The organism is Nonomuraea bangladeshensis (assembly GCF_039529455.1).
GTDB classification, from domain to species: domain Bacteria; phylum Actinomycetota; class Actinomycetes; order Streptosporangiales; family Streptosporangiaceae; genus Nonomuraea; species Nonomuraea bangladeshensis.
In genome coordinates this window covers 17,992-37,503 of the sequence record NZ_BAAAMV010000019.1, presented here as the reverse complement: position 1 = coordinate 37,503, position 19,512 = coordinate 17,992, and the positions used below count along the sequence as shown (strand labels likewise).

General features: G+C 72.7%; 20 protein-coding genes and 1 tRNA gene. 9 read left to right on the top strand and 12 right to left on the bottom strand.

From position 1 onward, the window contains the following. Positions 1-5: 5 nt before the first annotated feature. The 4 genes from ABD292_RS44555 (at position 6) to ABD292_RS44540 (ending at position 4,656) form a co-directional block, all read left to right on the top strand. Positions 6-1,376, top strand: a complete 1,371-nt coding sequence (locus tag ABD292_RS44555; protein ID WP_344218682.1) for a Dyp-type peroxidase — start codon at positions 6-8, stop codon at positions 1,374-1,376. 94 nt (positions 1,377-1,470) lie between these two features. After that, on the top strand, positions 1,471-2,160 hold the full coding sequence (locus ABD292_RS44550) for a GAP family protein (RefSeq protein WP_344218680.1): 690 nt from the start codon (positions 1,471-1,473) through the stop codon (positions 2,158-2,160). 67 nt (positions 2,161-2,227) lie between these two features. After that, positions 2,228-4,033: a Na+/H+ antiporter NhaA gene (nhaA, locus tag ABD292_RS44545; RefSeq protein WP_344218678.1), complete on the top strand. Its 1,806-nt coding sequence runs from the start codon at positions 2,228-2,230 to the stop codon at positions 4,031-4,033. A 32-nt stretch (positions 4,034-4,065) separates the two neighbouring features. Then, positions 4,066-4,656 (top strand): hypothetical protein, encoded by a 591-nt coding sequence (locus tag ABD292_RS44540; RefSeq protein ID WP_344218676.1) that lies wholly within the window; start codon positions 4,066-4,068, stop codon positions 4,654-4,656. A gap of 14 nt (positions 4,657-4,670) precedes the next feature. Here the strand turns inward: ABD292_RS44540 and ABD292_RS44535 are convergent, their stop codons facing one another. After that, on the bottom strand, positions 4,671-5,441 hold the full coding sequence (locus tag ABD292_RS44535) for an SDR family oxidoreductase (RefSeq protein WP_344218674.1): 771 nt from the start codon (positions 5,439-5,441) through the stop codon (positions 4,671-4,673). 84 nt (positions 5,442-5,525) lie between these two features. Between ABD292_RS44535 and ABD292_RS44530 the strand changes: the two genes are divergently transcribed. Further along, positions 5,526-5,858, top strand: a complete 333-nt coding sequence (locus tag ABD292_RS44530; protein WP_344218672.1) for a hypothetical protein — start codon at positions 5,526-5,528, stop codon at positions 5,856-5,858. Here the strand turns inward: ABD292_RS44530 and ABD292_RS44525 are convergent. Next, complete coding sequence (locus tag ABD292_RS44525) at positions 5,836-6,288, bottom strand: hypothetical protein (RefSeq protein ID WP_344218670.1); 453 nt, start codon at positions 6,286-6,288, stop codon at positions 5,836-5,838. The genes ABD292_RS44530 and ABD292_RS44525 overlap by 23 nt on opposite strands. A gap of 45 nt (positions 6,289-6,333) precedes the next feature. On the opposite strand from ABD292_RS44525, the gene ABD292_RS44520 reads away from it, so the two are divergent. Continuing rightward, on the top strand, positions 6,334-7,335 hold the full coding sequence (locus ABD292_RS44520; protein WP_344218668.1) for a helix-turn-helix transcriptional regulator: 1,002 nt from the start codon (positions 6,334-6,336) through the stop codon (positions 7,333-7,335). Between the two features lie 117 nt (positions 7,336-7,452). Beyond that, on the top strand, positions 7,453-8,757 hold the full coding sequence (locus ABD292_RS44515) for an extracellular catalytic domain type 1 short-chain-length polyhydroxyalkanoate depolymerase (RefSeq protein WP_344218666.1): 1,305 nt from the start codon (positions 7,453-7,455) through the stop codon (positions 8,755-8,757). Between the two features lie 50 nt (positions 8,758-8,807). Here the strand turns inward: ABD292_RS44515 and ABD292_RS44510 are convergent. Together ABD292_RS44510 and ABD292_RS44505 are read right to left on the bottom strand one after the other, a co-directional pair. After that, positions 8,808-8,883 (bottom strand) — tRNA-Ala (locus ABD292_RS44510). A 78-nt stretch (positions 8,884-8,961) separates the two neighbouring features. Next, complete coding sequence (locus tag ABD292_RS44505; protein WP_344218663.1) at positions 8,962-9,588, bottom strand: NAD(P)-dependent oxidoreductase; 627 nt, start codon at positions 9,586-9,588, stop codon at positions 8,962-8,964. Positions 9,589-9,679: 91 nt separating this feature from the next. Between ABD292_RS44505 and ABD292_RS44500 the strand changes: the two genes are divergently transcribed. Then, on the top strand, positions 9,680-10,051 hold the full coding sequence (locus ABD292_RS44500) for a winged helix-turn-helix transcriptional regulator (RefSeq protein WP_344218661.1): 372 nt from the start codon (positions 9,680-9,682) through the stop codon (positions 10,049-10,051). Positions 10,052-10,101: 50 nt separating this feature from the next. On the opposite strand, the gene ABD292_RS44495 is transcribed toward ABD292_RS44500, so the two are convergent. The 3 genes from ABD292_RS44495 to nadD form a co-directional block, all read right to left on the bottom strand. Further along, positions 10,102-10,731 (bottom strand): histidine phosphatase family protein, encoded by a 630-nt coding sequence (locus ABD292_RS44495; RefSeq protein ID WP_344218659.1) that lies wholly within the window; start codon positions 10,729-10,731, stop codon positions 10,102-10,104. Between the two features lie 34 nt (positions 10,732-10,765). Next, complete coding sequence (rsfS, locus tag ABD292_RS44490; RefSeq protein WP_329592062.1) at positions 10,766-11,161, bottom strand: ribosome silencing factor; 396 nt, start codon at positions 11,159-11,161, stop codon at positions 10,766-10,768. A gap of 91 nt (positions 11,162-11,252) precedes the next feature. Next, positions 11,253-11,843, bottom strand: a complete 591-nt coding sequence (gene nadD, locus ABD292_RS44485) for a nicotinate-nucleotide adenylyltransferase (RefSeq protein ID WP_344218657.1) — start codon at positions 11,841-11,843, stop codon at positions 11,253-11,255. 123 nt (positions 11,844-11,966) lie between these two features. On the opposite strand from nadD, the gene ABD292_RS44480 reads away from it, so the two are divergent. Beyond that, entirely contained in the window at positions 11,967-12,989 is a 1,023-nt protein-coding gene (locus ABD292_RS44480; RefSeq protein ID WP_344218655.1) for a M48 family metallopeptidase, read from the top strand. A 100-nt stretch (positions 12,990-13,089) separates the two neighbouring features. On the opposite strand, the gene ABD292_RS44475 is transcribed toward ABD292_RS44480, so the two are convergent. The 5 genes from ABD292_RS44475 to obgE all read right to left on the bottom strand — a co-directional run bounded on the left by ABD292_RS44475 (position 13,090) and on the right by obgE (position 19,465). Further along, entirely contained in the window at positions 13,090-15,189 is a 2,100-nt protein-coding gene (locus ABD292_RS44475; protein WP_344218653.1) for a serine/threonine protein kinase, read from the bottom strand. A 91-nt stretch (positions 15,190-15,280) separates the two neighbouring features. Next, positions 15,281-15,457 (bottom strand): hypothetical protein, encoded by a 177-nt coding sequence (locus ABD292_RS44470; protein ID WP_329592055.1) that lies wholly within the window; start codon positions 15,455-15,457, stop codon positions 15,281-15,283. A 50-nt stretch (positions 15,458-15,507) separates the two neighbouring features. Next, positions 15,508-16,782 carry a glutamate-5-semialdehyde dehydrogenase gene (locus ABD292_RS44465; protein WP_344218651.1) on the bottom strand — a complete coding sequence of 425 codons (1,275 nt, stop codon included), beginning with the start codon at positions 16,780-16,782 and terminating at the stop codon, positions 15,508-15,510. A 21-nt stretch (positions 16,783-16,803) separates the two neighbouring features. After that, positions 16,804-17,979: a glutamate 5-kinase gene (proB, locus tag ABD292_RS44460; protein WP_425565249.1), complete on the bottom strand. Its 1,176-nt coding sequence runs from the start codon at positions 17,977-17,979 to the stop codon at positions 16,804-16,806. Positions 17,980-18,112: 133 nt separating this feature from the next. Further along, positions 18,113-19,465 (bottom strand): GTPase ObgE, encoded by a 1,353-nt coding sequence (gene obgE, locus ABD292_RS44455; protein ID WP_344218647.1) that lies wholly within the window; start codon positions 19,463-19,465, stop codon positions 18,113-18,115. Positions 19,466-19,512: the final 47 nt, after the last annotated feature.

Here is a 19,512-nt window from a genome sequence, read left to right as displayed (position 1 = left end):
TGGCGATGCCAGTCGACCTGAACAACGCACTACCCCTGGCCTGGGACTCGGCCACGCTCGACGCGGACACCAAGGCGATGCTCGACAATCTCCAGCCGAACATCCTGCGCGCGCACGTCCGCGAGCACCTGTCCGTCCTGTTCGTCCGGTTCAACGACGCGGCCGAAGGCAGGGCTTTCCTGCGGCACGTGGCCACCACGTGGATGAAGTCGGCGCGCGATCACCTGAAGGAGGTGCGCGACTTCGCGGGCAAGGGGCGGCGCGGCACCCCGTACGTCGGGATCGGCATCAGCAAGGCCGGCTACCGCGACCTCGGCCACTCGGTCGAGCAGGTGCGCGCCTTCGGCGACCAGGCGTTCCGCGACGGCATGAAGCGGCGCGTCGCCGAGGTCGAGGACCCGCCGGTCGAGCAGTGGGACCGCGCCTACCAGCGCGAGATCCACGCCGTCGTGCTCATCGGCGACGACCGGCCCGGCCCGGTGGCGACGCTGCGCGACGAGATCCTCGGCGCGCTGCCGGCCAGCGCCCGGCTGCTCGGCGAGGAGACCGGCAGGGGCATGCGCAACCCGGCCGGCGACGGCATCGAGCACTTCGGCTACGTGGACGGCCGCAGCCAGCCGCTGTTCCTCAAGGACGAGGTGGACCGCGAGCCGCGCAAGCGCTGGGACCCGGCCTTCCCGCTGGCCAACGTGCTGGTGCCGGACCCCTTCGCGCCCGACCCGCGCCGCCACCACGGCAGCTACCTGGTCTTCAGGAAGCTGGAGCAGAACGTACGCGCCTTCAAGGAGATCGAGGAGCGGCTCGCCGACGACCTCGGGCTGAAGGGCGAGGACCGGCACCGGGCGGGCGCGATGCTCGTCGGCCGGTTCAAGGACGGCACGCCGCTGACCGGCAAGGGCAAGGCCGGCGGCGGCCCGGTGGCCAACGACTTCACCTTCGAGGGCGACGACGGCAGCAAGTGCCCCTTCAGCGGCCACATCAGGAAGACCAACCCGCGCTCGTTCGGCCGCGAGGTGCTCATGGCGAGGCGCGGCCAGACGTACGGGCGGCGCGGCGACCAGCCGTGGGACGACGCGCCCCCGGAGACGCGGCCCAGCGGCGGGGTCGGGCTGCTGTTCATGGCGTTCAACAGCAGCCTGGTGGACCAGTTCGAGTTCACCCAGCGGACCTGGGCCGGCAATCCCGACTTCGAGAACCCGGGGACCGGCCACGACCCGGTCATCGGGCAGGGCGAGCGGGCGATCAAGGTGACGTTCCCGAAGGTCTGGGGCAAGCCCGGGCAGTCGCCGCCGCAGGCCCAGGTGGCGCAGACGGTCACGTTGAAGGGCGGGGAGTACTTCTTCGCGCCCTCGCTGGCCTACCTGCGCGGCCTGTGACGCCGTGAGAGCGCCCGGCGTGCATCGAAGGATGTACGCCGGGTTCGCACCGGCGTAGGAGGCGGGGGCGGGCCCCGGCCGTGATGATCCTGTCATGACGATCGGCCTGTTGCTCACCCTCGCCGCCTTCGCGCTGGTCGACAGCACCAGCTTCGGGACGCTGGTCATCCCTCTCTACCTGCTGCTGGCCGGCGAGCGGTCCAAGGTGTCGGGGCAGCTCGTCTACCTGGCGACGATCGCGGCCTTCTACTTCCTGGTCGGGGTCGCGCTCATGCTGGGCCTGTCGGCGGCCGTGGACGGCCTCGGCGAGGCGCTGCACAGCAAGGTCGCCTACGGGGTGCAGCTCGCGCTGGGCGTGGGCCTGTTCGCGCTGAGCTTCCGGTTCGACCCCAAGTACCGCGCCAAGCGGGGCCTGCCCGAGCGCCGCTTCGAGCCGCGCGTCGGCGGGCCCCGGACGATGGTGCTGCTCGGGCTGACGGCCGGGGCGGTCGAGGTGGCCACGATGGTCCCCTACCTGGCGGCGGTCGGCGTCATGACCACCTCCGGCCTGCCGGCCGCGCAGTGGCTGCCGCTGCTGGCCGGGTACGTGCTCGTCATGATCACGCCGCCGCTCGCGCTCATGGGCCTGCGCGCCGTCACCGGGGGCCGGCTGGAGCCGAAGCTGGAGCGGCTGCGGGCCTGGCTGACCAAGCACTCGGCGTCGATGGTGAGCTGGGCGATCGGCATCATCGGCTTCCTGCTCGCCCGCGACGCGGCGGCTCACCTGTTCTTCGCCCCGGAGTGACCGCTCCCGTGCGAGGCGCATCGCATCCGCGCATCTAGGATCGACCTTCGGGGAGGCGATCGAGACGATGTTGCGCACCTTTTTCCGTACCGAAGCGGGCAGCACCAGCGCGCTGCTCATCGCCACCGTGCTCGCCCTGCTCTGGGCCAACTCGCCCTGGGCGGACACCTACGAGGCGTTCTGGCACACGCCGATGGGGCTGTCGTTCGGGACCGCCGAGTTCTCGCTGGACCTGCGCCACTGGGTCAACGACGGGCTGATGACGCTGTTCTTCTTCGTCATCGGCCTGGAGATCTCGTACGAGGTCCGGCTCGGGCAGCTGCGCGACCGGCGGCTGATCGCGGTGCCGGCGGTGGCGGCGTTCGGCGGCATGCTCGTGCCCGCGGGCGTCTACCTGCTGCTCAACGCGGGCGGCCCCGGCGCGGCCGGGTGGGGCGTGCCGATCGCCACCGACACGGCCTTCGTGCTCGGCGTGCTGGCCGTGGTGGGCGCGCGGTGCCCCGATCCGCTGCGGGCGTTCCTGCTGACGCTGGCGATCGTGGACGACGTGCTCGCCATCCTCATCATCGCGCTGTTCTACACGGCCGAGCTGTCGGTGCCCGCCCTGCTCACCGCGGTGCTGCTGCTGGCGGCCATCGTGACGCTGCGCTGGCTGAAGATCTGGCGGGCGCCGGCGTACATCGTGCTGGGGTTCGGGCTGTGGGTGGCCACGCTGGAGAGCGGCATCCACCCCACGCTGGTCGGCATCGCGCTCGGCGTGCTCGTCTTCGTCTACGCCCCCTCCGACCAGAAGCTGCTCCTCGCCGGCGAGGCCGTCCAGGAGTTCACGAACGAGCCGAGCGCCCGCGCCGCCAGGGAGGCCACCCTGCGCGTCCGGCACGCCGTCTCGGTCAACGAGCGGCTGCAACTGCGCCTGCACCCGTGGAGCAGCTACGTGATCGTGCCGGTGTTCGCGCTGGCCAACGCGGGGGTGCGGCTGGACGGCGAGACCCTGCGGGCGGCGCTCACCTCGCCCGTGTCGTGGGGGATCGCGGCGGGCCTGCTGATCGGCAAGTTCGCCGGCATCGCGCTCGGCACGTGGCTGCCGCTCCGGCTCAAGTGGGGCATCCTGCCGGGCAACCTGGTGTGGGGGCAGCTGTTCGGCGGGGCCGCGGTGTCCGGCATCGGGTTCACGGTGGCGCTGTTCATCGTGGACCTGGCCTTCCCCGACCCGGTGATCCGCGCCGAGGCCAAGATCGGCATCCTGGCCGGCTCGCTGCTGGCCGCCGCGCTGGGCTGGGTGATCTTCCGGATGGCCTGGGACCGCGGCGGGGTCTGCGCCCCGCCCGAGGCCGAGCCCGACGAGGAGCTGCCCGAGCTGCTGTCGGTGCCCGTCGGGCCGCGCGACCACGTACGCGGCCGCATCGACGCCCCGATCACGATCGTCGAGTACGGCGACTTCGAATGCCCCTACTGCGGCCGCCTCCACCCCGTGCTGGCGCGGCTGCTCGCGAACAACCCCGACGTGCGCCTGGTCTTCCGGCACTTCCCGCTGCGGACCATCCACCCGCGCGCCGCCTCGGCCGCGATCGTCGCCGAGGCGGCCGGCGACCGGGGCCGCTTCTGGGAGATGCACGACGTGCTCTACGACAACCAGCGTGCACTCACCGACGCCGACCTGGAGCGCTACGCCGACCGGCTCGGCGTCGAGCCGTGGGAGGACGTGCCCCGGCACGCCGCAAGGATCGCCCTCGACGAGGCTTCCGGCCGCGACAGCGGCGCGCGCGGCACCCCCACCCTCTTCCTCAACGGCGTCCGCTACCAGGGGCCGCTCGACGAGGACGCGCTCGGCCGGGCGATAGCCGAGCTACGCCCGTCGCCGCAGCCCTCCTGACAGGTCCCCCCGATTCCCGCAGGATTCCTCCCATGACAGAAACCGGTTCGCTCATGGTCATCAGCCTCGTCGGCGCGCTGCTGAACGGCGCCCTCCTGCTCGTCGGCCTCGTCCTCATGGCGATGCGGCGGCGCGAGCAGGGGCGCGGAGCCGTGCTCGGGATCGCCGGCTGCGCCGTCCTCCTCGTCGGCGCGGGCTTCGCCCTGGCGCAGAGCTTGCTGCAGAGGCAGCTGGTCGATCTGCTGGGCCTGGTCACGGGGCTGTCCGTGTGGGTCGCGATCAGCTCGGTCATCCAGCTCGTCGGTCTCGGCCTGCTGATCGGCGGGGTGGTCGCGAGGCGGACGCCGACCCCGCCCGCTCCTCCGCAGGGGCCGCAGGGGTGGCAGCAGCAGGGCTGGAACCAGCCGGCGCCTCAGCCGTACCCGCAGCAGCCGCAGGGCCAGCAGCCCTTCCCCCAGCAACCGCAAGGGCAGCCCTACCCGCAACAGCCGCAGGGACAGGCTTACCCGCAGCAACCGCAAGGACAGCCCTACCCCCAACAACCGCAGGGGCAGCCCTACCCGCAGCAGCCTCCGCAGCCCGGCGGCCAGCAGCCGCCCTTCGGCCAGGGCCCCTACGGCTGACACCGCCGGCCCCGTCACTCGCCCCGCAGATACCGCTCCCAGGTGAGCTCGCCGGTCGGCCGGGCATCGGTGACGAGATGACCGGCGCGTAAGCCCCTGCCGAGCGCGCCCGGGACCCGCATCCGCAGCACCGGCCGGCGAACCCCGCGCGCCCGCAGCCAGCTCTCGGCGGCCTCGGCCATGGTCAGCACCTCGGGCCCGCCGAACTCCTCGATCCCCCGCCGCGGCCCGGCCTCGATCACGTCCGTCAGCCGCCGGGCCACGTCCCTGACGTCCACCGGCTGCGCCGGGATCCCGGGATCGGCCACCAGCGCCCCGAGCCGGGCCATGCCGCGCAGCGCCTGCTCCACGAACTCGTGGAACTGCGTGGCCCGCAGCACCGTCCACGGCACCCCGCCGTCACGTACCAGCCGCTCGGCCTGCACCTTGACCCGGAAGTAGCCCCACGGCACCCGGTCGGCGCCGACGATCGACAGGTAGACCAGGTGCCGTACGCCGGCCGCCCGCGCCGCCGCGAGCAGCGCCCCCGTTCCGTCCAGCTCCACCCGCCGGGTGTAACGCCCCCGGTACGGCGCCGAGGCCAGGTGCACGACCACGTCGGCCCCCTCCACCGCCTCCTTCAGGCCGCGCCCGGTGGTCAGGTCCACGCCGAACCACCGCACGCCGCCCTCCTCCGGGGTACGCGCGGACCGGCTGGTCGCCCGCGTCTCGTACCCCTCCTTCAGGATCTCCAGCGTCGCGCGGCCGAGCCGGCCGCTGCCCCCCGTCACCAGTACACGTGTCATGCGATCTGGACGGGGCAGCAAGCGAAAGTGTGACAATGTCGGCGGAAAGCCCGACACTCCCCACCCAGCGCGTTCGAGGGGCCCATGACTGCGCACCAGCCCGGCCGTCAGGAGCCGGACCCCGACCAGACCATCCGGCACCGCCTCCCCCACCCCGAGTCGCCCCCGCCCAGCCGGGAGCCCCAGGACCCGCCCGCCACGCGGCGGCTGGACTACACCCCGGACATGCTGCCCGACGTCCAGCTCTACGAGGCCAAGCCGCCGCGTACCGGCTGGTGGTGGATGGTCGTGGTGGGCGGGCTGGTACTGCTGCTCGGCGCGCTGGCGGTGGCCGGGATCCTGTGGGTGCGCAGCACGCAGTCCTCGGCGGCCGGGCCTGTCCCGGGCGCGGCGGTCACGTCCGCGTCAGCTCCATGACCCAGTTCGTCTCCCAGTCGTCGGTGCCCGCCTCGGCGAACGCCTGCTCCCAGCGGGCGGTGTCGGGGCCGAGCCGCGTCCAGACGAACCGGGCGCGGACCGTACGGCCGTCCACGGTCTCGTCTCCGTAGAAGAGGCCCCGGTCACCGTCGAACGCGCCCACCATGGGCCGGGTGTCGAGCTCGCCACGGGCGCTGCTGGCCCAGTAGATGGACCACTGGCGGGTGCCGGGGTGGTGGACGCGTACGGTCAGGCCGCTCCAGCTCTTGGTGGGGAAGGTGACCTCGTCGAAGCTGGCGGCGCCGCCGAAGTGCCGGGTGGCGACCGAGTGGCCGGGGAACTCGTCCCATTCGTCGCTGCCGGACAGGGGCTTGACGAGCCGGCGGTTGGCGACGTTCCAGTGGCCGGCGAGGAAGTCGAAATCGTTCATGCGGGGACCGTACGCCGGGGTCGCTGACAGGTAATGTCAGCGATTATGCGTGCCTCCCGCCTGGTGTCCATCCTGCTGCTCCTGCAGACCCGGGGCCGGCTGACCGCGCGCGAGCTGGCCGAACGGCTGGAGGTCTCGGTCCGTACGATCTACCGCGACGTCGAGTCCCTGCACGCCGCCGGCATCCCCCTGTACGGCGACGCCGGCCCGAACGGCGGCTACCAGCTGCTCGACGGCTACCGCACCCGGCTCACCGGGCTGACCACGGACGAGGCCGAGTCGCTGTTCCTCGCCGGGCTGCCCGGTCCCGCGGCGGAGCTGGGTCTCGGCGCGGTGGTGACGGCGGCCCAGCTCAAGCTCATGGCCGCGCTGCCGGTCGAGCTGCGCGACCGGGCCGGGCGGCTCCAGGAGCGCTTCCACCTGGACGCGCCCACGTGGTACCGCGAGCGGGAGCCGATCTCCCACCTGCCGGCCGTGGCCGACGCCGTGTGGAACGAGCGGCGGATCCAGGTCGTCTACCGGCGGTGGAAGGAGCCGCAGGAGGTGGAGCGGCTGCTGGACCCGTACGGGCTGGTGGTCAAGGCGGGCCGGTGGTACCTGGTCGCCGGGACGGACGGGGACGTGCGGACCTACCGCGTCTCGCAGATCCTCGGCCTGCGCACGCTGGAGGAGGGCTTCACCCGGCCGCGGGGGTTCGACCTGGCGGCGTACTGGGCGGCCTATCTGGAGGCGTTCGAGGCGCGGCTGCGGCGAGGCGAGGCGGTGGTGCGGCTGTCGCCGCGCGGGCTGGAGCGGCTGCCCGACCTCATGACGCCGGGCATGGCGGAGGCGGCCCGGCGCACCGCCGGGGCGCCGGACACGGAGGGCTGGACGCGGGTCACGGTGCCGATCGAGTCGGTCGAGCACGCGCTGGCCGAGTTCCTGCGCCTGGGGATGGACGCCGAGGTGCTGGCTCCGGCCGAGCTGCGGGAGCGGATCGCCGCGACCGCCACGGCCCTGGCCGAGCGTTACGCGTCCAGGGAAACTTTCACGCCCGAGCCCGCCTAGTTCCCGCTGCTTTCGCAGCTCAGAAGGACCGGCCCGTCCCCGATGGACCTGGCCTGTTGCGAGGATGAAAGTTTCTCAACACACTCGCAATGTTTCAGGCCATCGAGAGGAGCCCGGATGAAACTGACAGCTCGGCTGGCCGGCGCCGCGGTCGCCGCGATGGCACTCGTCGTCGCGATGCTGATCACGGCGCCCCCGGCCGCCTCGGCCCAGCTCACCGAGGTGACCGGCTTCGGCACGAACCCCACCAACCTGCGCATGCACCTCTACGTGCCCGACGGCGTCGGCACCCGCCCGGCGCTGCTCGTGGCCGTCCACTACTGCACGGGCTCCGGCCCGGCCTTCTACTCGGGCACCGAGTTCGCCTCGCTGGCCGACCAGTACAAGTTCATCGTCGTCTACCCGTCGGCGACGCGCAGCGGGTCCTGCTTCGACGTCTCCTCGCCGCAGGCGCTGCGGCACGACGGCGGCAGCGACCCGGTCGGCATCGTCTCCATGGTCAGGTACGTGCAGCAGCGCTACAACGCCGATCCGGCGCGCACGTACGTCACCGGCGCCTCCTCCGGCGGCATGATGACGAACGTGCTGCTGGGCGCGTACCCGGACGTGTTCAAGGCGGGCGCGGCGTTCATGGGCGTGCCGTTCGGCTGCTTCGCCACCACCGACGGGTCGAGCTGGAACAGCACCTGCGCCAATGGACAGCTCATCAAGACCCCGCAGGAGTGGGGCGACCTGGTGCGCGCCGCCTACCCCGGCTACACCGGCCCGCGCCCCCGCATGCAGGTGTGGCACGGCACCGAGGACAGCACCCTGCGCTACCCGAACTTCGGCGAGGAGATCAAGCAGTGGACCAACGTCCACGGCCTGAGCCAGACCCCGTCCATGACCGACCAGCCCCGCTCCGGCTGGACCAGGACCCGCTACGGCGGCACCGGCACCACCGTCGCGGTCGAGGGCATCAGCCTCCAGGGCGTCGGGCACAGCCTGCCGCAGGGCGGGATGGCCGCCATGGTGCTGGCCTTCTTCGGCCTGGACACCCCCGGCCCGTCCCAGACACCGACCTCGACCCCGACCTCGACCCCGACGGTCACCCCGACCGTCAGCCCCGGCGCCTGCAAGGTCACGTACAGCATGAACACCTGGAACAACGGCTTCACCACCGCCGTGACGATCACCAACACCGGGACCACGCAGCTCTCGTCCTGGTCGCTGGCCTTCACGCTGCCCGCCGGGCAGGCGATCACGGGCGCGTGGAACGCCACCGTCTCCCCCGCCTCGGGAGCGGTGACGGCCAGGAACGTGAGCTACAACGGCACCCTGGCGCCCGGCGCGTCCACCCAGTTCGGCTTCCAGGCCACCCACAACGGCAACACCGCGGCCCCCTCGTCCTTCGCACTGAACGGCGCCGCCTGCACCACCTGACCCCGGACACGGAAACGGCGGCGTCCCGGAGGACGCCGCCGTCGTGGTGCTGGTGGAGCTATGGGGATTCGAACCCCAGACCTCCTCCATGCCATGGAGGCGCGCTACCAACTGCGCTATAGCCCCTGGTCACCGCCACGAGTCCGGCCCGTTGCGGCGCTCCGAGAGCATATAGCCATCCGCCCCGATTCGCCTAATCGCCCGTCAGGTCACGGCCAGGTGGCCGCCCCGGTGCCGCGGGGTCTCCGCCTCGTCCAGCAGGACGATGGCGAAGTCCGCGTACGAGACGCGCAGCGCCATGTCCCCGTGCTCGCGGATCTCGTACCGGCCGCTCCGCTCCCCTTCGTGGTCGAAGTCGCCGGCCGGGCTGACGTACACCCAGTCCAGCCCGCCGCCTTCGGCACGGAGCACCTCAAGGCCGGCGGCGTGCGCCAGGCAGAAGGGCCGGAACTCGGCGGGGAAGCCGGGCGCGTCCAGCAGCCGGACCCCGTCGGGCCCGGGCAGCAGCGTGGCGATCCCGATCGCGACGAGCCTGTCCACCCCGGCCTGCCGCAGACCCTTGACGAGGGCGTGCGCCGCGTCGCTGAAGAAGGTGTCCGAGTCCAGCGCCGCCGCCGCGTTGATCGCGGCGTCGTGCCCGGCCGCGAGGGCGGCGACGTCCGCCGCGTCGGTGACGTCCCCCGCGGCGACCCGTACGCCGTCGTCCACCGGGCCGGCGTACCGTGACGGGTCGCGCACCACCGCCGTCACCTCGTGCCCGCGCCGGCGCGCCTCGGCGACGGCCTGCCGGCCGGCTCGGCCGCCGGCCCCGAAAATCACGTACTTGCCCATCGTCGGAATACCTCCCGTTGCGTCGATGCTTCGGAAAGGTAGCCGCGAGGGCGGTTACCTCCTGGATACCGAGACCCACGGGAGAGACACCATGACGCACCGGCAGCCACTGCCCGCCGACCTGTTCGACGAGCTGTGTCCGTCCACGCTGGTGCCGTTCCGCTTCGGCGACAAGTGGGCGCCGTTGATCATCCGCTGTCTGGAGGACGGTCCGCGCCGGTTCTCGGAGCTCCGCGTGCCGCTGCACCGCGTCACCCCGAAGGTGCTCACGCAGTCGCTACGCGGGCTGGAGCGCAGCGGCCTCGTCTCGCGCACCGTCCACGACGCCCCGAGGCCCAAGGTCGAGTACGCCCTGACGCCGCTCGGCCGCAGCATGCTGGAACCGCTGGAGGCGGCATACGCGTGGGTGGCCGAGCACTGGGACGAGCTTCTCGACGCGCAGGAGCGGTACGCCGCGTCCTGAGCGTCCTGACCGAGCGAGCCGCGCGGCCCCCGAGCCGCACGGCCGTTCTCTCAGACCTCGGCGTCCGGTTTGTCGTCGCTGCTGATGGGCTCGGGCAGGGTGCCGGCGTTGTGCTCCAGCAGCCGCCAGCCCTTGCGCCCTTCCTGGAGCACCGACCACGAGCAGTTGCCGAGCCCGCCGAGCGCCGGCCACAGCTCCTCGGGCAGCCCGAGCAGGTCGCAGATGCCGAGCCGCAGCGCCGCGCCGTGCGAGGCCACGACCAGCAGGCCGTCGTCGTCCAGCTTGGCCGCCCAGCGGCGCATGGCCGACCCCACCCGCTCGGCGACGTCCTGGACCGTCTCGCCGTCGGGAGCCTCCCAGTCGGCGTACTCCTTGGGCCAGCGCGCGGCGATCTCCTCCCGCGTCAGCCCTTCCCACTGGCCGCCTCCGCGCTCGCGGAAGTCCTTGTCGACGTGCACGTCGAGCCGGGCCAGGCGGCCCAGCGCGAGCGCGGTGTCGTTGGCCCGCTGCAGGTCGGAGGAGACGATGAGGGTGGGCCGGAGCGAGGCCAGCAGCGAGGCGGCCCTGGCGGCCTGCGCGATGCCGGTCTCGTCGAGCGGGATGTCGGAGTGGCCCTGGAACCGTCGTTCGACGTTCCACAACGTCTGCCCGTGGCGCAGACATACGATGCGCCTGCTCATGCGGTGTCCCCGCCGGGACGTCCGGCTCGTCCGCTCACGCGCGCGCCCGCTGCAGGTTGGCCTGCATGACGCTCTCCGGCAGCGCGATGGCCGGACAGTCCTTCCACAGGCGCTCCAGGGCGTAGAACGTACGGTCCTCCTCGTGCTGGACGTGCACGACGATGTCGATGTAGTCGAGCAGCACCCAGCGGCCCTCACGCTCGCCCTCGCGGCGGACGGGCTTGGCGTCGGCCTCGGTGCGCAGCCGCTCCTCGATCTCGTCGACGATGGCACGGACCTGGCGGTCGTTGGTGGCGGAGCAGAGCAGGAACGCGTCGGTGATGACGAGCTGCTCGCTCACGTCGTAGGCGAGGATGTCATCGGCCAGCTTGTCGGCCGCGGCCTCCGCGGCGATGCGGACGAGCTGGACGGCTCTGTCAGATGCGGTCACGATGCGGGTCTGTCCTCCTGTGTCGGCAGCATGCCTATATGTTGAGGGTACCCGTCCGGGCCGAAACCCCTCACGTACGGCATGGATACCTTCACCCGTGGGCGTGATACAGCCCCCGTTTGTTGATGTACTGCACGATCCCGTCGGGAACCAGATACCAGATCGGCTCCCCCTTGGCCACCCGCTGCCGGCACTCCGACGACGAGATGGCCAGCGCGGGGATCTCCAGCAGCGTCACCCGCCCCTCGGGCAGGCCGGGGTCGTGCAGGGTGTGGCCGGGCCTGGTGCAGCCGACGAAGTGCGCCAGCTCGAACAGCTCGTCGGCCTGCTGCCAGCCGAGGATCGCGCCGAGCGCGTCGGCGCCGGTGATGAAGTACAGCTCGACGTCCGGACCGTAAAGGTTGGCGATGTCGCGCAGAGTGTCGATCGTGAACGTCGGCCCGGGGCGGTCCACGTCCACGCGGCTGACGGAGAAGCGGGGGTTCGAGGCGGTGGCGATGACCGTCATGAGGTAGCGGTCCTCGGCGGCGGACACCTCGCGCTCGGACTTCTGGTACGGCCGTCCGGTCGGGACGAAGACGACCTCGTCCAGCTCGAAATGGTGGGCGACCTCGCTGGCCGCGACGAGGTGGCCGTGGTGGATGGGATCGAACGTCCCGCCCATCACTCCCACTCGCCGCATCCCATGCCCACCAGACGCGTTCTTCATGGAACGGACCTTACGCGGGCGCACCACCACAACTCGATGGCACCCCCCTTCGTGATGTCCGCGCATGACCCCCGTTACGGACGTAGCATGCCGGGCATGACGACCACCCCGGACCGCAATCGAGTCCAACTGCCCGGCATCTCGTCCCGTGCCTACGAACACCCCGCAGACCGGTCCGCCCTGGTCGCTCTGCGTAAGTTGAGTGGGTTCGACACGGTTCTCAAGCAGATGTCCGGTCTCATCAGCGAGCGCCGCCTGCGCCTGATGTACCTCGCCTCGGCCGTCCGCGTCAGCGAGACGCAGTTCCGCTCGCTCTACGACATGGGCCGCGACGCCGCCTACACCCTCGACCTGCACCGCATCCCGGAGATCTACGTCCAGCAGGACCCGCAGGTCCAGGCCAAGGCCATCGGCTTCGACGACCCGTTCATCGTCGTGACCACCGGCCTGCTCAACCTCATGAACGAGGAGGAGCAGCGCTTCGTCATCGGCCACGAGACCGCCCACATCCTCTCGGGGCACGCGGTCTACCGGACGATGCTCGACATCCTCACCCGCCTCGCCACCCGCGTCGCCTGGATCCCGCTCGGCTACATCGGCCTGCGGGCCATCGTCGCGGGCCTGGAGGAGTGGTACCGCAAGTCGGAGCTGTCCTCCGACCGCGGCGGCCTGCTCGTCGGCCAGGACCCCGACGCGGGCAAGCGGGCGCTGATGAAGCTCGCCGGCGGCGCCTACACCCACGAGATGAACATCGAGGCGTTCCTGGAGCAGTACAACGAGTACGACACCGCGGGCGACCTGCGCGACGGCTTCCTCAAGGTGCTCAACCTGCTCGGCACCACCCACCCGTTCGCCGTGGTGCGCGTGGCCGAGCTGGACAAGTGGCAGCGCAGCGGCGAGTACGACCGCATCCTCGGCGGCGACTACCCGCGCCGCGAGGACGACGCCAGCGCACGGGTGACCGACGAGGTCAAGGCGGCGGCCGAGTCCTACCGCGCGTCCTGGCAGCAGTCGCAGGACCCGTTCATCGGCGTGCTGCGCGACGTCGCCGAGGGCGCGGTCAACGCGGGCGAGCGCATCTTCAACCGCTTCTCCCGCCGCGACGGCGGCCAGGGCTGACCGGCGCCATCGCCATGCGCGGCCGGTCAGCGTGAGCGGCCGCGCCCTGCGGCGGTGACGCCGCGGGAGTCCTGGAGCGGGAGTCCTGGAGCAGGAGTCCTCAGAGCAGGAGGGCGATGGCGCGCACGGCGGCCGCGCACAGGGCGACGAACCCGCCCAGCACCGCCAGCGCCCGCAGTCCCTCCCTGCGCAGGTCCGGCAGCCGGCCGCCGATCCGCTCGATCTCGCGACCGGTGATGCCGCCGCACAGCATCCCGAACACCACGGCCGCCACCGTCACGGGCGCCGGCTGCTGCCACCAGTCGGTGTCGATCTGGCCGCCGCCGGTCACCCAGAGCGCCCCGCCCGACGCCACCGCGACGGGCACACCGGGCCACACCAGCGCGGTCGCCGCCGCGCCGGCCAGCGCCAGCGGGAACAGCAGCACGCGCAGCGTCACCCGGACCCGCCGGGAGCCCCGGTTCCTGACCATCCAGTGGTTCATCCAGAGCGTCCTGGTCAGCACCACGAACACGGCGGTGATCGCGATCGAGGCGATCGGCCAGATCACCGACGTCACCACGCACGGCACCGCCAGCACCGCGAGCAGCAGCAGCGCGCCGTTGCCCGCGGGCAGCGTGGTGGGCGCGTCGCTCTTCCGCCTGACCTGCGGCCGGGCCGCCGCCGCGCGGGTCCGTACGGCGGCGGCCGCACGGGCGCGCGGGGTGGTCAGCTTCGGCCGCGGGCCGGTGTTCTTGCCGTCGCCGCTGCCCCGGACGCGCGGCGCGGGCACCTTCCCGTCCGCCCCGCTCCGGGCCCGCGCCGCGGCCCCGTCCATCCTGCTCCGCGCCACGACCCCGTCAGCCGGCGTACGCCCCCGCCCCGCACCCCCGTCACCAGCCGTACGCCCTCGCGCCGCAGCCCCATCCGCGGCGGCCCGCCCACGAGCAGCGGCCCCATCAGCCGCCGTCCGGCCGCGCGCAGCAGTCCCATCCGCGGGCGGGCGCCCCCGCGCGGCAGCACCGTCAACAGGCGTGCGCCCACGAGCCCCGGCCCCATCAGCAGGTGTCCGCCCACGCGCGGCAGCCCCATCCGCAGGCGGGCGCCCCCGCGCAGCAGCACCGTCCGCAGGAGTTCGACCACGAGCCCCACCACCGTCGGCAGGCGTGCGCCCGCGCGCGGCAGCCCCAGCCCCGTCCACAGGCGTGCGGCCTCGCGGTTGGGTGGTCTTCCCCTCCGCCGCGGCGGCCCGCCGCGCCGCCTCGCCACCGGTGCGCCGAGGCGGCGGCACCTTCCCGTCGGCGCCCGTCGGATTGGGCCGCCCACGCGCCGCCTTGGCCTCGCCCCGCGCGCCCTCGTCCGTGCCCCGCCCCCGCGACGGCGGCGCCTCCTCGGCCGCCTCCCCACCCGCGTCCGTCTCGGTCGCGCTGGTGACCCTGACCAGCCGCGACAGCCGGTCGGCCAGCAACGCCGCCGTCGGCCGCTTGCCCGGCTCCCGGTTGAGCGCCGCGCGCACCAGCGGCAGCAGCTCGACCGGCACACCCTTGAGGTCGGCCTGCCCGTTGAGCACGGCGTACATCTGCGCCTCGGCCGTCCCCCGCCCGAAAGTGGGCCGCCCGGTCGCCGCGAACGCCACCGTCGCCGCCCAGGCGTGCACGTCGGCCGGCGAGTCGACGTGCTCGTCGGCGAAGATCTCCGGCGCGGTGTAGCCGGGCGTGCCGAGGAACGTGCCGGTCATGGTCAGCCGGGTCGCGTCCAGGACCTGGGCGATGCCGAAGTCGATGAGCACCGGCCCCCGCGCGGACATGATGATGTTGCCCGGCTTCAGGTCGCGGTGCACGACCCCGGCCGCGTGGATGATCGCCAGCGCCGCCGCGATGCCCTGCGCCATCTCGACCAGCTCGGCGACGTCGAGCGGCCCGTCCTGGCGTACCTTCTCCAGCAGCGTGGCGCCCTCGATGTGCTCCATCACCAGGTAGGGACGCGCGCAGTTGAGGTCGGCGTCCAGCACCTTGGCGACGTAAGGGCTCTCGACCCTGCGCAGCGCGCGGACCTCGCGCTCCAGCCTGACCCGGGAGGTCTCGTCCTCGGCCAGGTCGTGCAGGACCTTCAGCGCGATGCGCTCGCCCCGGCGGGTGGTCGCGAGGTAGACCTCGCCCATGCCGCCCCGGCCGAGCCGCTCGACCAAGGTGTACGGCCCGACCTTGCCGAGCTTGCTCACCGTCCCTCCCCGCCCGGCGCGCCCATAAGGGACACAACCCTAGCGTTGGGACGGGAGTCAACGCTTGCGGCGCGCCGGAGGTCGTCCAGGTTTATCGGCGTGAGTGGTCGGAGAGCATGCTGTCGAGTCGCGCGGTGGGCTCCTCCGACAGCCGCCTGCGGCCCTTGCGGCGCCAGCGTACGTGGCCGTGGCTCTCCAGCAGGAGCATCAGGCGATCGGCGCCGAACAGCACCGCGGCGACGAAGACGAGGGCGACGATGATCTCCATGTCTCCCAGTCAAGCCGCGGTGCGCGGCCACGGTCAGGCCGACACGCCGGTCAACCGGCCACCACCGTGCCTTCTGAGGTGCGCAAATGCCCTTCGCCGGTGTATACCCACTTCGTGGAGGTGAGCTCCGGCAGCCCCATCGGGCCGCGCGCGTGCAGCTTCTGCGTCGAGATGCCGATCTCCGCCCCGAACCCGAACTCGCCCCCGTCGGTGAACCGCGTGGAGGCGTTGACCGCCACCGCCGCCGAGTCGACGAGCGCCACGAACCGCCGGGCGGCCCGCTGCGAGCGGGTCACGATGGCGTCGGTGTGGCCCGAGCCGTGGCGCCTGATGTGCTCCACCGCCTCCTCCAGCGAGCCGACGACGGCCGCGGCGATGTCGAGCGAGAGGTATTCGGCGGCGAAGTCGTCGTCGGTGGCGGGCACCACGTCAGCGCCGTGGGCGGCGATCCGCTCGTCGCCGTGCACGGTCACGCCCGCCTCGGCCAGCGCCTCCAGCGCCTTCGGCACGAACGCATCCGCGATGTCCTGGTGCACGAGGAACGTCTCGGCCGCGTTGCACACCGAGGGCCGCTGCGCCTTGGCGTTGACCAGGATCTTCACGGCGAGGTCGACGTCGGCCTCGGCATCGACGTAGACGTGGCAGTTGCCGACGCCGGTCTCGATGACCGGCACGGTGGACTCCTCGACCACGGAGTTGATCAGGGACGCGCCGCCGCGCGGGATCAGCACGTCGACCAGGCCGCGGGCGCGCATGAGCTCCTTGACCGAGTCGCGGGTGCGGCCCGGCACGAGCTGGATCGCGCCGACGGGCACCTCGGTGCCCTCCAGCGCGCCCTGCATGACCGCGACCAGCGCGGTGTTGGAGGAGTAGGCGCTGGAGGAGCCACGCAGCAGCACGGCGTTGCCGCTCTTGAGACAGAGCGCGGCGGCGTCCACGGTGACGTTGGGACGGCCTTCGTAGATGATGCCGATGACGCCCAGCGGCACCCGGAGCTGGCGCAGCTCCAGGCCGTTGGGCAGCGTGGAGCCGCGGACCACCTCGCCGACCGGGTCGGGCAGGTCGGCGACCTCGCGCACGGCGTCGGCGATCTTGGCGATGCGGCCCTCGTCCAGCCGCAGCCGGTCGATCATGGCCTCGGACGTGCCCTCGGCCCTGGCCCGCTCGACGTCCTCGGCGTTGGCCGCGACGATCTCGGCGGCATGGGCGACCAGGGCGTCGGCGATCGCGCGCAACGCCCGGTCCTTGGGCGCCCGCGGCAGCGGGGCCAGCTCGGCGGCGGCCTCTCGTGCCGCGCGGGCGACCTTCAGGAACTCTTCGGACATCACGTGCTCCTCGTTCGGCTGCTAAGCGTGGGTCTCCAGTATGACGATGTCGTCGCGGTGGATCAGCTCGCGTTCATATTCCGGACCCAGCGTGTAGGCCAGCTCGCGGGTGGAACGCCCGAGCAGGCCGGGGATCTCGGCGGCGTCGAAGTTGACCAGCCCGCGGGCCACCACGTCACCCTCCGGCCCGCACAGGTCCACCGGGTCACCCGCCGAGAACTCGCCCTCCACCGACGTCACCCCGGCCGGCAGCAGCGACTTGCGCCGCCCGACGACGGCCTCCACGGCGCCCGGGTCGAGGCTCAGCCGGCCGCGCCCGGTGGTGGCGTGCGCGAGCCACAGCAGGCGCGTGCCGGGATGACGACCGCCGGGGTGGAAGTAGGTGCCGACGTCGGCGCCGCTCAGCGCCTGGGCCGCGTGAGCGGCCGCGGTGAGCACCACGGGCACGCCGGCCCCGGTCGCGATCCTGGCGGCCTGCACCTTGGTCACCATGCCGCCGGTGCCGACGGCCGCGCCGTTCCTGCCCAGCTCGACGCCCGCCAGGTCCTCAGGCCCGCGGATCTCGGCCAACCGGCGCGCGCCGCTGCGGCTCGGCGGGCCGTCGTAGAGCGCGTCCACGTCCGACAGCAGCACCAGCGCGTCGGCGCGGATCAGATGGGACACGAGCGCGGCCAGCCGGTCGTTGTCGCCGAACCGGATCTCGTCGGTGGCCACCGTGTCGTTCTCGTTGACGATCGGCACGATGCCCAGCTCCAGCAGCCGGTGAAGGGTCCGCTGGGCGTTGACGTGGTGGGCGCGGCGCATCATGTCGTCGGCGGTGAGCAGCACCTGGCCGACGCGCAGCCCGTACCGGGCGAAGGAGGAGGTGTAGCGGGCCACCAGCACGCCCTGGCCGACGGAGGCGGCGGCCTGCTGGGTGGCGAGGTCACGCGGTCGCGCGCTCAGCCCGAGCGGGCCGAGACCCGCCGCGATCGCCCCGGAGGAGACCAGGACGATCTGCGTCCCGGCCAGGCGCCGCGCCGCCAGCACGTCCACCAGGGCATCGACACGATCGACGTCGATCGTGCCCTGGGGGGTGGTGAGCGAGGAGGAGCCGACCTTGACCACGACCTTCGACGCCGCGCTGATCTGTTCCCGCACGCCTTGAAGCCTATCCAAGCCCCGGCCCACCCAACGCCCGCCCGCCCCCGCCCTCATGGGCTCAGGCCCTGCCCCCGCCCCCGCCCTCATGGGCTCAGGCCCTGCCCCCGCCCCCGCCCTCATGGGCTCAAGCCCTGACGCCGTCCCCGGCCTCATGGGCTCAAGCCCTGACCCCGTCGCGTACCGGGCCTCAGCCCAGCCGGTTGTCGGTGCCGCGCGGCCCCTGCCGCGTGGACTCCGCGCTCAGCGTCGGCTGCCAGTCGAACACGTAGCCACCCTCCATGGGCCCGATGACCACCTCGGCACCCGCCGTGGCCCCGGCCTTGGCCAGCTCCTCCTCGACCCCCAGCCGCTCCAGACGGTCGGCGAGGTAGCCGACGGCCTCGTCGTTGGTGAAGTCGGTCTGCCGGATCCACCGCTCCGGCTTCTCGCCGGTGACCTGGTACAGGTTCTCGTTGACCCGCCGGACCTTGAACCCGGCGTCCCCGAGCTGCTTGGGCCGGATGACCAGCCGGGTGGGCTCCTCCACCGGCTTGCTGGCCCGCGCCGCCGCGACCCACTCCCCCATCGCGTACGTCAGCTCGCGCAGCCCGTCATGCGTGGCCGCCGACACCGTGAACACCCGCAGCCCGCGCTCCTCGAACTCCGGCGTCACCAGCTCGGCCAACTCCCGCGCGTCCGGCACGTCCGCCTTGTTGAGCACGACGATGCGCGGCCGGTCCTCCAGCTTCCCGTACGCGGCGAGCTCGGCCTCGATCACCTCGTAGTCGCTGACCGGGTCGCGTCCCGGCTCCATCGTGGCGCAGTCGATGACGTGCGCGAGCATGTCGCACCGCTCGACGTGCCGCAGGAACTCGTGCCCGAGCCCCTTCCCCTGCGAGGCGCCCGGGATCAGCCCCGGCACGTCGGCCACGGTGAACACGGTCTCGCCCGCCGTCACCACGCCCAGGTTCGGCACGAGCGTCGTGAACGGATAGTCGGCGATCTTCGGCTTGGCCGCGCTCAGCGCCGCGATCAGCGACGACTTGCCCGCGCTCGGGAAGCCGACCAGCGCCACGTCCGCGACGCTCTTCAGCTCCAGCATCACGTCGAGCCCGTCGCCCGGCTCGCCGAGCAGCGCGAACCCCGGCGCCTTGCGCCTGGCCGTGGCCAGCGCGGCGTTGCCGAGGCCCCCGTGGCCGCCCTGCGCGATGACGTACCGGGTGCCGGCGCCGATCAGGTCCACCAGCACCTCGCCGGTGCGGGCGTCCTTGACCACCGTGCCGTTGGGCACCGGCAGGACCACGTCCTCGCCGTTGGCGCCGTCGCGGTTGGAGCCCTGCCCCTGCTTGCCGTTCTCGGCCTTGCGGTGCGGGCGGCGGTGGTAGTCGAGCAGGGTCGCGGTGTTGGGGTCCACCTCGAGGATGACGTCGCCGCCGCGCCCGCCGTTGCCACCGTCAGGACCGCCGAGGGGCTTGAACTTCTCCCGGTGGATGGAGGCGCACCCGTTTCCCCCGTCACCGGCCTTGACGTGCAGGACCACCTGGTCCACGAAGTCCGGCATGCAGCAGCACTCCTCCATCGCCCCCGCCCAGGGGGCCTCTCAACTCG

What these genes read in the sequence shown, in the direction of transcription:
- ABD292_RS44555 (WP_344218682.1), top strand. Translation starts at nt 6, where the DNA reads ATGCCAGTCGACCTGAACAACGCACTACCCCTGGCCTGGGACTCGGCC.
- ABD292_RS44550 (WP_344218680.1), top strand. Translation starts at nt 1,471, where the DNA reads ATGACGATCGGCCTGTTGCTCACCCTCGCCGCCTTCGCGCTGGTCGAC.
- nhaA (WP_344218678.1), top strand. Translation starts at nt 2,228, where the DNA reads ATGTTGCGCACCTTTTTCCGTACCGAAGCGGGCAGCACCAGCGCGCTG.
- ABD292_RS44540 (WP_344218676.1), top strand. Translation starts at nt 4,066, where the DNA reads ATGACAGAAACCGGTTCGCTCATGGTCATCAGCCTCGTCGGCGCGCTG.
- ABD292_RS44535 (WP_344218674.1), bottom strand. Translation starts at nt 5,441, where the DNA reads ATGACACGTGTACTGGTGACGGGGGGCAGCGGCCGGCTCGGCCGCGCG.
- ABD292_RS44530 (WP_344218672.1), top strand. Translation starts at nt 5,526, where the DNA reads ATGACTGCGCACCAGCCCGGCCGTCAGGAGCCGGACCCCGACCAGACC.
- ABD292_RS44525 (WP_344218670.1), bottom strand. Translation starts at nt 6,288, where the DNA reads ATGAACGATTTCGACTTCCTCGCCGGCCACTGGAACGTCGCCAACCGC.
- ABD292_RS44520 (WP_344218668.1), top strand. Translation starts at nt 6,334, where the DNA reads ATGCGTGCCTCCCGCCTGGTGTCCATCCTGCTGCTCCTGCAGACCCGG.
- ABD292_RS44515 (WP_344218666.1), top strand. Translation starts at nt 7,453, where the DNA reads ATGAAACTGACAGCTCGGCTGGCCGGCGCCGCGGTCGCCGCGATGGCA.
- ABD292_RS44505 (WP_344218663.1), bottom strand. Translation starts at nt 9,588, where the DNA reads ATGGGCAAGTACGTGATTTTCGGGGCCGGCGGCCGAGCCGGCCGGCAG.
- ABD292_RS44500 (WP_344218661.1), top strand. Translation starts at nt 9,680, where the DNA reads ATGACGCACCGGCAGCCACTGCCCGCCGACCTGTTCGACGAGCTGTGT.
- ABD292_RS44495 (WP_344218659.1), bottom strand. Translation starts at nt 10,731, where the DNA reads ATGAGCAGGCGCATCGTATGTCTGCGCCACGGGCAGACGTTGTGGAAC.
- nadD (WP_344218657.1), bottom strand. Translation starts at nt 11,843, where the DNA reads ATGCGGCGAGTGGGAGTGATGGGCGGGACGTTCGATCCCATCCACCAC.
- ABD292_RS44480 (WP_344218655.1), top strand. Translation starts at nt 11,967, where the DNA reads ATGACGACCACCCCGGACCGCAATCGAGTCCAACTGCCCGGCATCTCG.
- ABD292_RS44470 (WP_329592055.1), bottom strand. Translation starts at nt 15,457, where the DNA reads ATGGAGATCATCGTCGCCCTCGTCTTCGTCGCCGCGGTGCTGTTCGGC.
- ABD292_RS44465 (WP_344218651.1), bottom strand. Translation starts at nt 16,782, where the DNA reads ATGTCCGAAGAGTTCCTGAAGGTCGCCCGCGCGGCACGAGAGGCCGCC.
- proB (WP_425565249.1), bottom strand. Translation starts at nt 17,979, where the DNA reads ATGAGGGCGGGGGCGGGCGGGCGTTGGGTGGGCCGGGGCTTGGATAGG.
- obgE (WP_344218647.1), bottom strand. Translation starts at nt 19,465, where the DNA reads ATGCCGGACTTCGTGGACCAGGTGGTCCTGCACGTCAAGGCCGGTGAC.